Annotated in this window: 8 protein-coding genes; 6 read left to right on the top strand and 2 right to left on the bottom strand. The window is 46.1% G+C overall.

All coding sequences use genetic code 11. The features are described from left to right. Positions 1-13: 13 nt before the first annotated feature. From LGZ99_RS12585 to LGZ99_RS12560, 6 genes are all read left to right on the top strand, one after another. Positions 14-3517: a type VI secretion protein IcmF/TssM N-terminal domain-containing protein gene (locus LGZ99_RS12585; RefSeq protein WP_036839856.1), complete on the top strand. Its 3504-nt coding sequence runs from the start codon at positions 14-16 to the stop codon at positions 3515-3517. Next, the gene (gene tssH / locus LGZ99_RS12580; protein WP_262979160.1) at positions 3510-6053 is read left to right on the top strand and encodes a type VI secretion system ATPase TssH; all 2544 of its coding nucleotides are present in this window, start codon (positions 3510-3512) and stop codon (positions 6051-6053) included. Before LGZ99_RS12585 ends, tssH begins: the two co-directional genes overlap by 8 nt. Positions 6054-6242: 189 nt before the next feature. After that, a complete protein-coding gene (locus LGZ99_RS12575) occupies positions 6243-7481 on the top strand; it encodes a hypothetical protein (RefSeq protein WP_262979159.1) in 1239 nt (412 codons plus the stop codon). 16 nt (positions 7482-7497) lie between these two features. Beyond that, the gene (locus tag LGZ99_RS12570) at positions 7498-8124 is read left to right on the top strand and encodes a response regulator (RefSeq protein WP_021323673.1); all 627 of its coding nucleotides are present in this window, start codon (positions 7498-7500) and stop codon (positions 8122-8124) included. Positions 8125-8127: 3 nt separating this feature from the next. Further along, complete coding sequence (locus LGZ99_RS12565; protein WP_262979158.1) at positions 8128-11736, top strand: transporter substrate-binding domain-containing protein; 3609 nt, start codon at positions 8128-8130, stop codon at positions 11734-11736. A gap of 413 nt (positions 11737-12149) precedes the next feature. Beyond that, the gene (locus LGZ99_RS12560; RefSeq protein ID WP_262979157.1) at positions 12150-12731 is read left to right on the top strand and encodes a nucleoside deaminase; all 582 of its coding nucleotides are present in this window, start codon (positions 12150-12152) and stop codon (positions 12729-12731) included. Positions 12732-12887: 156 nt separating this feature from the next. On the opposite strand, the gene LGZ99_RS12555 is transcribed toward LGZ99_RS12560, so the two are convergent. Then, positions 12888-13241 carry a type II toxin-antitoxin system RelE/ParE family toxin gene (locus LGZ99_RS12555; protein ID WP_051769544.1) on the bottom strand — a complete coding sequence of 118 codons (354 nt, stop codon included), beginning with the start codon at positions 13239-13241 and terminating at the stop codon, positions 12888-12890. A 2-nt stretch (positions 13242-13243) separates the two neighbouring features. Further along, on the bottom strand, positions 13244-13513 hold the full coding sequence (locus LGZ99_RS12550; protein WP_021323670.1) for a type II toxin-antitoxin system Phd/YefM family antitoxin: 270 nt from the start codon (positions 13511-13513) through the stop codon (positions 13244-13246). Positions 13514-13626 lie beyond the last annotated feature (113 nt).

Genomic DNA, 13626 nt, shown 5'->3' with positions numbered 1-13626 from the left:
TCGGAAATTAAACATGAAAAAGTTATTTTATGCCATTGGCTGGTTTAGCGTGATGGCTATCCTTCTGCTATTCAGTTTAGCTATTGCAGTGGCGCTTTCATGGCCGACAATAGGTGGCCTGTTATTGTTTCTTTTCCTATTACTGTTGTTATTACTGTTGCGTGGAGTGATGGCATTCTTACCGCAGATAACGAATAAACTGCGCGGGATAAATAAATTCTGGCGGAAGGGAAGTCATCGCCTGGAATATTTGCTGTATCAGCACTGGTGGTGGGGAGGACGTTTACAAAGCTGGCGCCGGTTTCGTTCGTTGTTACACCGTAATGGATCTATGCCGCCGTGGTTTCTGGTGGTGGGAGAGCGTGGTAATGGTAAACAGGGACTATTAGCTCACTGTAATGTGGCGCCGATGACAGGGAAGAATCTGCCATCGCTGACAGAGAATAGCTTTACCTGTCGCTGGTGGTTTTTCCGCCGTGCTATGTACATGGTGGTTTCTGGTCGTTATACCGAAGGGCAATCGTTGTACCGGCAAGCATGGCTGCGTCTGATACGCTGGATCGCGCAAGTACGTAAGCCCGCCGGTGTATTGGTTTGCCTGTCAGTGGAGCAGTTGCTAAAAAGCGACAACAGAGCGCTGTATATTGCAGCACGCAATGTGCGGGCGCAGTTGGAGCCATTACAGATACGTCTGGAACGCCGCCTGCCGGTTTGGTTGATCCTCACACATAGTGAAACATTGCCGGGTTTTAACCACTGGTGCGCACAACTATCGGTAGAACAACGTGCTGAATTGCTGGGCAATTTTATTGAGCATCACACGGATAGTCATGTTACCGATGTGTTGGACAAGAGTATGAGCACTATTGTCAACGCCTTGAAAGCTATGCGCCTTAAACTGCTCAATCAGCAACGGCAACAACCGGAAGCTGAAGTGTTGGCATTGCCGGAAACTGTTGCTCAACTGCAACCAGCACTGGGCTACTACCTGAGCGCATTATTGGATCATGATCATTATCTGGAGCATGGTCTGTTGCGGGGCATGTTTTTTACTGCGGAACATCAGGCAGAACCACAGCAAATTGAAGGCGTTTTCAGCCACCGTTTGTTGGGAGAATATCTGCCCGAACAGGTTCATCGTAGTGATGCCGTTTTACTGACAGGTTGGCGAACCCTGACCAAACGTGCGTTGATTACCATACTCAGTTTGATGCTGGTGTACGGAGCAGGTAACGCATTAGTCACTACCTGGCGTGGTGTCATGCAGCTTGAGAATATCCATGGGGCAAACCCGCTTGAGCGCAGTTACTTGCGTTATCGGCAGGTTGAGTATTGGTTGCAGAAAACCCTGTCACATCTGATTTTTTATCCGGTTACTCATACGATAGAACAACGTATGGCGAGGGACTATCAGCAACAAGCGCCTGTTAAAGCATTCAACCCGGAGTCGGTAGTTACACACTTGCTTATACGCTTCCATAACGCTGAGGCACCGCAAAAACGGCTGTTGGCTTTACATTGGGCACGTTTTATCAATATTGAACAAGCAATGGCGCATGGCGCTACGCTGGAAACTTTGCAACGTATGCCAGCTTATTCCGCGTCACTGTTAAGCGGTGAAAATGATCCTTTATCGGCAGAACAGCGCGTGGCTCTGCGTCTGGCGCAATATCAGCAGGACAACGCACAGCAGGAATTTGATCAATGGCGGAATGTATTGCACTCCTTACTGGAGGATACCAGTAACTGGCAATGGCTTTTAGCCGATGAACAACCCGCCGGAACACGTTCGCTGACGCTGGCTGATTTCTGGCCGCTGACCGGCGATGATGCCACCAGAATTAACGCCCGTATTCGCGGCATTTATACCCAGGCAGGTGAGCGCGATATTCAGGCTACTCTGGATGAACTAGCACAAGCTCTTCACAAACCAGCGGTTTTTGTTCCTTTGCAGCGTTTGTTTCATCAACAGTATCAGAATCAGCGCCAGTCAGAATGGTTAGCATTCGCCCAAGTTATGCCACAAGCGGAAGAGTGGGTACGTGGCAAGAAAAACTGGAGAGCGCTGATATTGGCAACAGGTCAATATGATAGTCCCTATATCGCCTTCTTAAAGCAGTTGGAGAGTGATTTATCTACGGTGGCGCAGGAGGATCAGCAGCCCTGGTTGCAGACGCAACAACGTTTATGGCAACTGCATGGTTATGTGCAAAAAAGCAATGTGATGCAACGCGTTTCGCTGGGGAACATCTCTTTGCGTCAGCGCATCATGTCATGGCTTGGCATTTCACCGCAGATCTCTGTGCATCTGGATGACAACGCACTGACACGCTATCGCGCCTACCGGCAGGCTGTGCAGTTAAATAGCCAGCGTGAATTGCTCAGTGATATAGAAACAGAGTTGTTGGTCAAAAATGCGCTGAATAGCGAGAAAGGGGAGCTGAATGATAACGGTTTACGTACCTTATTTAATCTTTTCACTCTGTGGCGTCATGAGACCGAAAATAAGCAGAATGAGGTTGTCAATGAAACCTTATGGCGACTCTATCAGGGGGATGCACATCTGGTATTACGTTATGCATTCTTAAGTGCCGCCAGCCGTTTGCAGACACAGTGGGAAAGCAAAGTGATCTGGCCGATGGAAAAATTAAGCAGGCAGGAACTGTTTGATGGCCAGGAATTGAACGCGCGGTTGTATGAGTACAGCAATGCATTTGTGCGGGATACCGCAGAGTATGCGCTGGATATTCGTCCTGAAGGTATTAAACGCCAGGCAATAGAAGATGTGGTCTTTCCGTTTAACGATGATTTCATTTTCTATATCAATAACTTGATCCAGCCGAACGACATGCTTTCATCGACATCTGATATTCGTCGTCGCCTACAAGAGAAACTCAACTTACTGGAAAGTGAGCGTGAACTGGCGACTGAACAGCAGGAACCGAAACAGGATCAATCGGCGGAGGTGGTGGTTACCAGTCAACCCGCGACTGCCAATCGGGGAGCCCGGGTATTGCCGGTTGGCAGTTCAGTGACGCTGAGTTGCGATGATGGTGTACAGCAACTCAAAAGCATGAATTTCAATGACAGCAGGACCTTGCACTGGAGTCCGGGATCATGCAGCAAGGTACGGATTGAGGTGTATTTCCCCGACTTTACGCTAAGTAAAAACTACGTGGGTACTGATGGTTTGCTGCAATTTATCCATGCCTTTTCCAGTGGTGAATTGACGCTGGCGGCACAGGCATTCCCACAGCAATACGATGAATTAAGTGCGCTGAGCATCAATAACATCACCGTGCGCTATCAGATCAGCGGAGGGAAGGAAGTTTCAGCATTGTATCGGCAATGGCAGCAACATCAGCAGCAACAAACGGCGTTATTGGAACAACGCAACCGACTGGACAGCCAGTTACTAAATTTAATTGAACCGGTAGTGGCGAAAGGAACCCTTTCTACGTTGCCGTTACAGATCACCACATATTGGAATGAATTAAGGAAACCTAAAAGTGAGTAGTTATCTTAAACAAATCGTCAGTAAATTAACGGTGGAAGCGCGTCAGTGTCTTGATGAGGCCGCTAACCTGGCAGTACGGCGCACCCATCATGAAGTGGAAATTGAGCATCTGTTGCTGGCTTTGTTTGAAAAACAGATGCCGATGATGGAACAGGTGTGTCACCACGGTGGTATTGATGCTATCGCGTTGCTGAATGTCTGTCAGCGGTCACTGACGTTATTACGCAGCGGTAATCATCGTCCTCCGGTACTGGCTACTAACTTGACAGAATGGATGGAGCAGAGCTGGATGTATGCCAGTACCCACTGGGGAGCGTTGCAGATTACCCCTCAGGCGCTGATTGCGGCACTGATAATGAATCCGTCACTGCATCATTCACTCACATCGGAGCTACAGCAGGCGTTACAGTGTAACACTGATGCGATAGAACAGTGGCTGCGTACACAGGTACATACAGAACCGCAGCACATGACAACTCCCGTCGGGAATAATACCCAATCCGCGCTGGCGCAATACACTCATCACCTGACGCAAGCGGCGCGTGATAACAAACTGGATCCGGTTTTGGGCCGTGAACGGGAGATTCGTCAGTTAATTGACGTGCTACTGCGTCGTCGCCAAAACAACCCGTTATTAACCGGCGAAGCAGGTGTCGGTAAAACAGCTCTGATCGAGGGACTTGCTCAACGTATTGTCGATGGCCGTGTACCGGAAGTGCTGGCACAAGCTGAATTATTCACGCTGGATATGGGACTGTTACAAGCGGGCGCCAGCGTAAAAGGTGAGTTTGAAAGTCGCTTGCAGAAATTATTGGATGAAGTGAAAGGGTATCCCACACCCGTGATTTTGTTCATTGATGAAGCTCATACTCTGATTGGCGCTGGTGGTCAGGCCGGACAAAACGATGCAGCCAATCTGTTGAAACCGGCGTTAGCACGTGGTGAATTGCGTGCTATTGCTGCAACTACTTGGGCGGAATATAAGAAGTACTTTGAGAAAGACGCTGCGTTAGCGCGTCGTTTCCAGGTGATCAAAATTGAAGAACCTTCGATCGAACTGGCGACAGCCATGTTGCGCGCCATGACTCCGGCGATGGAAAAACATCATGGCGTCAAAGTGCTTGCAGAGGCGGTGACAGAAGCCGTTGTATTATCCAGTCGTTATATTAATGGACGTCAATTGCCGGATAAATCGGTTAGTCTGTTGGATAGCGCTTGTGCCCGTGTTGCCGTTTCACAGACTGATGAACCTGCACCGATTGAAGATCTGCGTGCTATGCTGGCAAACATTACCACCGAACAGGAAGCATTATTGCGTGAAGGTGGTCATGAAACCCAATTACAAAAGTTGGCACAGCGTCAAACCGAATTGCAGGTATCCCTGGAGAAAATTTTGCCGGAATATCACGCTCAACGTCAGTTAGTCAACGATATCCTTGCCTGTGAGGAACACGACGAACGGTTACCTGTGCTGCGTGCGGAACTGCGTCAGCGCCACCATCAACATGCCTATGTATTTGACTGTGTTGATGCTGCCTGTGTCGCCGATATTGTTGCCGGCTGGACCGGGATACCTCTTGGCCGGATGGTGGAAAATGAACGCGATGTGCTGCGCCAGTTGGAAACGCGCCTTAGTCAGCGGGTAATGGGGCAAGATCATGCGCTTAATCAGATAGCCCGTCAAATTCGGATTGCTAAAGCACAACTGGCTGATCCGGTAAAGCCGACCGGTGTATTTATGCTTGCCGGTCCTTCTGGTGTGGGGAAAACTGAGACTGCCCTGGCGTTGGCGCATGAATTGTATGGCGGTGAACATCATCTGATCACTATCAACATGTCGGAATATCAGGAAGCACATTCTGTTTCCGGTCTGAAAGGCTCTCCCCCAGGATATGTTGGTTATGGACAGGGGGGAGTGCTGACTGAGGCGGTTCGCCATCAGCCCTACAGCGTGGTATTACTTGATGAGGTTGAGAAAGCGCACCCCGATGTACTGGAGCTATTCTTCCAGGTGTTCGATAAAGGCATGATGGAAGATGCTGAAGGGCAGCAGATTAATTTCCGCAATACGTTGATTATCCTGACCACTAATGCCGCATCGGATTTGGTGATGCGTGCAGTGATGCAAGGCGTGAAAATACAGGGGGAAATTCATCCGGCAACACTTGACGATATTCAGGAAATTATTCGGCCGGAACTGCAACGTATCTTTACGCCTGCATTTTTAGGTCGCTTGCAGGTCATTCCTTATTTACCGGTACATGGCGAAATTCTGCGTGCCATTGTGCATCATAAACTGAATAAAGTTGTGATGCGTTATCGTCAAGCAACCCAATGTGAGTTGCACTATAGCAATGCGCTGGTGGATTTTATTGCTGAAGGATGCCAGATCGCGGAAAGTGGCGCCCGTGAAATTGATAACCTGTTAACCTGGTTCGTCTTGCCGCTGTTATCAGATCAATTGCTATTAGGAGATGCACCGGTGAATGAGGATGTACGCCTGGATGTTATCGAAGGCCAAATACAATTATCGTAATAACAAAAAAACTATCACAACTAAAGACTAAAACTATCAAACATTATCAATTTAGGGTAAGAAACTGCCTTCTCTGCTATTATTACCTTATGATGTAACATTTAGTGTTACGTATTATCTTGTGATGTAACATTCAATGCTGCATATTATCTTATGATGTAACATTCAGTGTTACGAAATGAGATCCTGATGAAAATGAAAAAGATAGTGGTCTTTTGGTTTATTTTTACGCTAATCAATTTTGCGCTGGCACTGCTGAGTTTGCAAGTGCGGGATGTCTGGAGCCTATCGTCACTGGTGTGGTTTCCGGCTGGCCTGTTACAAGGCATTTTTTGCGCCAGGGCACCACGGTACTGGCCTGTTTGGCTAATAACGGGTGCTCTGATTTCGCTAACAGCCAGCCAATGGTATGGCAGGCCGGTGAGCGTCTCGCTGATATTTTCTTGTATCAATGTGGTGATGCTGGTAGTGACAGGGTTGGTCTGGCAATTTTTCTACGGTGTAATGTGGGCCCCGAGGCGGGCAAGTGACATCTTCAATCTGACAGTACTTTGTTCGTTAAGCGGAATTACTGAGCGATTTATGGCGAAGTGGGTACTTCATTTATTGGGTTACCCTATCGATATATCTATTTCATTACCGATTGTTGTCTGCTCTGTGTTGAGTTATCTGCCGTTTACGTTTTTTGTTATTTCTTGCATCACCTATAAGAAAAGCCAGGTTGAAGACAGGAAAACCTATGGTTTATGGTTGGTGGCCGTGTTTGCCATGACAGCATTGTTTACCAGCCCGCCACCTGAAACCGGGAAAATACATTGGCAAGGAGTAGCGCTCCTCTTTTCCTTCGGCTTGCCGATGCTACTGACGTTAAGAGGTGATTTGCTGGTATTAAGCGGCTTTTTATCCTTATGTACGGTAGGGATCGTGAGTGCAACCATTTTTGGCTTTGGGCCATTCGCATCCCGATTAATGAGCATCCAACAGAACGTGCAAATTGCGGCATGGTACAGCACCGCATTTACCTTGCCTGCGTTGTTATGCTGTAGTTGTTTATATAATACAATCAATGCATTACATCGCTGTAAAGCGCATTTTTTGTTAATGAGTGCAATGCTGGAGCAAGAACAGATTAATTATTTTCGGTTAAGTGCCGACGGGCACCTGTATTGGCATCATGACGCGGCCTGGATGCGGTGTGGAAAAGCCCCCGCCTGCTGGTCGCAATTAATGGCTTGGGTGCATACAGAAGATCGGCAGAAAATCGAACAGCTTAAACGTTCCGTCTCGCGGATACCACAGACATTAAAAATTCGGATTGCTGATGGTAAAGGTGAATTTAACCCGGGGATTATCGCCTTGATCGTTCATGTCGGCGAAAATGCCGGTTTTATTGAAGGAACTATGCGTGAAATAGCGGATAGAGAATAATATGGAGAAATAACCAATGCCGAGACAAGTCATTATTGCTGACGATCATCCAGTCTTCTTATTAGGGCTGCGCACCGTATTGGCAACATTACCCGAGAATTATCAGGTTGTGGGGGAGGCGCATGATGTGACTACACTTTTTTCTCTGCTGGAGGAAAAAGAGGCGGATATGCTGATTACGGACTTCAATATGCCAGGCGATAACCAGATCGACGGTTTGCGGATGATTAGCCGAATTCGTGAGCTATATCCGAATTTGCCTGTTGTGGTGATCACGATGATCAGCGACCGGAAGATGATAGCTTCATTAATTGATTATAAAGTGAAAGCGATTTTGAACAAAAACAGTCTGTCTCACGAGTTAGTGAAAGGATTGTACAGTACAACAGGGCACGATAAGCCTTATTTGAGCGAGCAATTTATTGAATCTCCGGACGAGGAAGTGGTAAAGGCGCTGACCGGCAAAGAGCTGGAAGTGATTAAATTATTGGGGCAAGGATTGAGTGTAAATGATATCGCTGCACGTTTATACCGTACCAAGCAGACGATCAGTGCACAAAAAATTAGCGCGATGAAAAAACTGGGGTTAGATAATGAAGCAGCGCTTTATAATTATTTGCATCAGGTTGGATTGGGATTGTAATAGATGAAAGGCGGCTGGAAAGGATCACGATGGTTAGCTGTATTGATACTCCTGTTGCCATTATCTGGCCGGAGTCTCAATCTGTTTGAATACCGTAATGCGCAAGAGCTGCCTTCAGACGGGCTACCGGTGAAGTTTTATTCGAATGTTGTCACTCAGGAATTTGCGCCATTACCCACCAAAGAGCAAGGGGTTCTGGTCTCACACTTTCCAACACTAAAAGTCGGCATTCTCTGCTGCATCGGTGCGCCATTGGTGATCCATCGTTGGGATGGCAAGTTGGAAGGGATTTACGCTGACTATCTGCGCCTGATTGAAACCGTATTAAAAAGGCCGGTGGAGGTACGGCTGTTTGGTAACTGGGAATCAGCCTATGCAGCATTACAGCGTGGAGATATTCAGTTGTTATCACATTCTGCTTCACCCCAGCCGGGAAACAGGAAGGATGACACTTACCCGATTCTGGTACAGCCGCTTGCCTTGATTGTACGCAAAGAACACGTCAATAAGCCGTTTGCACAAATGAATATTATGGCAGCACCAGGCAGTAACCCGAATACCATTGAGCAATTGCGTAAGCATTACCGCAGTGTTTTGGTGGCGAAAAACCAACAGGAGGGAGTACAAGCTGTGGTGGATGGTGAAGTCGATGCCTATCTGGACGGACAAAGCCAGATTGCCTATTTGCTGGCTTTTCGTCCGTTTACAAAGCTGACTTACCGTCGGGATATTTCTCAGGGAGAGCGGTATGATTTTCTTGCCTACAACGGCGATGGTATAGTTGAAACAATAAATCTCATCCTGACTGCCATTCCTCACGAAATCAGAAATAAGGTTTATCAACGTTGGGTTTCCGGGCTGGCTCTGAGCGGCAATAACGACACCACCATCTTTTCGCCGCAAGAAAAAGCCTGGATTAAAAAAAATCCTGTCGTCAATGTCGCGATTAGCCGTACTGCGCCGCCTTACTCATTTCTGGATAAAGATGGGCAACTCGCCGGTCTGGATGTGGATATTTTGCGTCTGCTGGGAGAGAAAAGCGGCATTACCTTTAATTTTATCCCGGCAGATGGCGCGGTAGGGATTAAAAAACTATTACAAGATGGCGAAGCTCAAATGACTTCTTTGGTCGATACACCAGAACGTCGTCGCTGGCTCTCTTTTAGTCATCCCTATGGTACTGTGGAATGGGTGATGATCACTCGCAATGAGCGTAATGCGCCCTATGAGTTTGAACAACTTAAACACCATCGGGTAGCGATTCAGCGCGGTCATGCTCTCCTGTCGGTATTGAAGCAATATCCGGAGATCTTCGTCATGGAAGTTGATAATGTGACGCAAGGTGTTGATATGGTGCTGGCCGGGGCAGCAGATGCAACTTTTGATAGCTTGATAAGTGCTGATTATCTGCAAGCAAGTCACTATGGTACCAATATTTCTATTCAATTTTTTGAAGGCTCATTGCAACCGGAACAATACGCCATCATACCCGCTTATCCTCAATTGGTTGATATATTAAATAAAAGCATTGATGCATTACCGCCAAATGAGCTGCGGGTGTTGCGCCTGAAGTGGTTATCTATGGGAAATGTGACAGCCTATGCTGACAATAAAATTTCTCCCTGGGTGAAATTGTGGGGAGGCGCGTTATTTGTCATTGCGTTGAGTTCGGCCTTTTGGGGGAGTTATCTTGCCCATCAAATCAGACGACGTAAAAGAGCGGAAAACAACTTACAGGATTTGCTGACGTATTGGGAAACCCTATTTAATAACATGCCTACGCCAATGTTTGTCTGCGATCCGACCATGTGCGTTACGGCAGCGAACCTCTATTTCCGCCGCGAGATGAACACTCTCGGATCTGATGTGATTGGTCGTAGTCTCTTTTCTCTGTGTTTTTTAAAACCTGCCGATGAGAAAGATATCAGTATGATTTTTCTGCGCTGTCTGGAAGGGGCGCCTGCGCATTTTTCCGATCGTAGCATTGCCATCCAGGGGCAGGACAGAGATGTTTATTTGTGGCTTGAAAGTTACAGCAATACCGAAGGTGTTGTTCAGGGAATAATTGGTGGTTGGTTTGATGTGACCGAGCGTAAATTGTTGGCGCAAGAACTGCGTCAGGAGCGCGATAAAGCTGAACTTGCCAGTTTGGAGAAATCAGATTTTCTGGCACACATGAGCCATGAGATCCGCACTCCCTTGCAAGCAATTATCGGTATTCTCGATCTGGAGGTAAAACAGCAAACTCTGCCATCTGCGCCATTACATATCGCATGGCACGCTGCAATGTCTTTACAGGGAATAATCGGTGATGTGCTGGATTTTTCCAAGATAGAATCTGGACGTATGGTGCTGAATCTGAAACCAGAATCATTGCAGGAAGTTCTGGGAAGTTGTGTAGTGGCTTTTAGTCATCGCGCTAAGGAAAAGGGGCTGTTTCTTGCCCGGCAATTCGATTTACCGTCTGAATATGACCATCTGCTGGATGCAACACGTGTAACTCAGGTAGTCAATAACTTACTGGGCAATGCTATTAAATTTACTGAACAGGGCGGTGTGCAAATCAGCGCCAGCTATCGGCATATTCCAGAGAGTAACCAAGATGAAATCACGCTGGTGGTTGCAGATACTGGTTGCGGTGTCCCGGAAACCATGTATGAAGCTGTTTTGCTACCCTATGTACAAGTGACGCAAAACTGTGGTGGTAAAACCGGCACTGGGTTGGGGTTACCCATCTCGGTACAGTTAGTTGAATTAATGGGTGGTAGCCTGAAAATCACCGGTGCACCCGGTGGCGGCGCGCAGGTTACAGTAACATTACCACTTATGCGCAGTGTTGTTGAGAAAGAAGCAGTAAGCGAAAAAACTGAAAATATTGAAGGGGAAATTCACGAATCGCTGAATATCTTGGTTGTTGATGACTTACCTGCCAATTTACAGGTGTTGTCGTTGCAGTTAGCCCCATCGGGTCATCGTGTCGTATTAGCTGAAAGCGGTGAACAGGCGATGAATCTGATGGAAGAGGGGTATTTTGACCTCGTGCTGACGGATTGCCAGATGCCAGTGATGAATGGTTATGAACTGGCTCAGTTATTGAGAAAACATGAGCGACTACGGCAATTACCACCGTTTACTATTCTGGGGTGTACCGCGAACGCATTTTCTACTGAGCAAGCCCGTTGTCTGGACGCGGGAATGGATGGTGTATTGACCAAACCGCTGGTGCAAAGCAAATTGCTGGCAGAAATCAACCGTTATTACCGACAGGTGAATGATGAAATCACGTTGCAGTTTGATGAGATTCAGGCGCTGGCCCAGCGAGATGTTACTGTAGAGTACCAATTACTCAATGCAGTGTGGCAAGGGATGTCGGAAGATATTGCAGAACTGAGACAACCGGAAAATCAACAAGTGCATGAAAAAGTTGCGCACCACGCACACCGTATGAAAGGCGCTTTTGCTCTGCTGCAATATCAGCAAGGAATACGTATATGTCTGCGTATTGAAAAGGGTGAACGTTATGATGAGAAGACGATTGAGGTTTTGTTGACTCGTGCGGAATATTTCCAACAGCAGATTAAGCAGCAATTAGAAAAATTGCAAAATGTGTGAATCAAGGTGAATAACATAGCTTTTAATAAAGGGTGCTAAATGGGGTGAGGGGTATTCATACTCCTCACCATTTATTCGTCTGAGTTCTTGAATCTAAATATTTTTCCAAAATAGTCGGTGGAAAAGCGCTCTTATTCCCGCCTTACTCGCAGTTATTTTTAAAAAATAACGATCTGTAATAAAACATTTCTCAATTATTTCTGTATTTTCATTAATTCTATCTAAGAAATACAAAATTATTTTATAATTGTCATGATAATAAAAATACAGATTAAGATCTTTGACAATCTCAATGACTGAACATAAGGTTTATGTATCAGTGTGAAAATTAATATATATTTAATTTGTAATCTTTACTTTTCACTCCATCGTAATAGAAGGCCAATACAATTACAGCTAGGAAAGGATTAATCATGAATAAAACCAGAAGAAAATTATTGGCAACGCTTGGTATTATGAGCATCAGTATGTCTTTTATCACACAAGCAGGAGAGAAAAAAACACAGGTCATTAATAACATATTATCAAAACAGGAAATTACCGAACATGAAAAATATATGCGGGAGGCAATAAAAGAGGCCATAAAGAACCCAAAGCATCCTTTTGGCGCGGTGATAGTCAACAGAAACAATGGGGAAATATTAAGTCGTGGTGTGAATACAGGCAGAAATAATCCTATCCTGCATGGGGAAATTCAGGCAATAAATCATTATATTACTCAATATGGCAACCAAGGATGGGAGAATGTTGCACTTTATACCACGGGAGAACCTTGTTCGATGTGCATGAGTGCCTTAGTCTGGATAGGAATTCGTGAAGTAATATGGGCAACATCTATCAGTGTTATTCGTAATTCAGGGATCCGTCAGATTGATATTTCTGCACATGAGATTGCAGAAAGAGCATCATCATTTTACAACCCGATAACTTTAGTCGGTGGGATCTTGGCAAATGAAACAGATAAATTGTTTCTTGAACGTAAGAGAGGTAACTAATTGAAGCTATTTTTTACCTAAGGATGGCATTTCGGCGAGCAGTCGAATGGTTTTCCAGAGTTATGAGTAAAGATAGAATACACAATTGTCCTAACTTACCCTTCATCTTTCAAGTTGCTGCTTTGTTGGCTGCGTTCACTTACCCCAGTCACATCGTTATCTATGCTCCTGGGGAGGCGTTCTCTTGCCGCCGCGCTGCAACTTGAAATCTATTGGGTATAGATGGTTATGTGGATCTTGCGTCTGATGCAACACCGCCAACACTTCAATACCAGTCGGAACTTCCCGGTAGTAAATAATATGGCTCTCTACGGGGAAACTCAGCACACCAAAATAAAGATCTTCACTGCGATCACGACCGGGGGATGGGTGATGATCAAGAATTTCCGTCATAGTTACACGCAACGAAGTTGAATAAGCTTCCGCGACATTCGCTCCCCATCGGCGCATAGAATAGAGTTTTATTGCACGAATATGCTCTCTGGCTTTCTTAGTAAACCGGACACTCATCCCTAAGCCTTACCCTCAAGTTCATCAACCGTCAACGGTGCAAATACATCATCAATACTATGCAATTCGCCACGATCAGCTTGTGCAATAGATTCAGCCAGAACAGCTTTTAAATTCTGTAACTTAAGCTGTGCGAACTGATCATACTCTTCAGGAGAGATAACCACGGCCACACGCTTTCCATGTTTACTAATTTCCACAGGCTCACGCTGAACTTTCATAAGCAAATCACCAAACTGGTTCTTAGCTCGTTGTGCGGGAATAATTTCCATACATCACCTACCGTTTAAAATGGCTCGAATAGCTATTATAGCTAAAAGTGCATAGAGCTACCAGCCATCTCCTATGGAGTTTTATTCAGAATAAGAAGCAATGGCTTTAGATC

The sequence above is a fragment of the Photorhabdus temperata genome, from assembly GCF_025384845.1.
Classification (GTDB): Bacteria; Pseudomonadota; Gammaproteobacteria; order Enterobacterales; family Enterobacteriaceae; genus Photorhabdus; species Photorhabdus temperata.
Note: the sequence above shows the minus strand (reverse complement) of the source record. Positions and strands in the feature narration are given on the sequence as shown.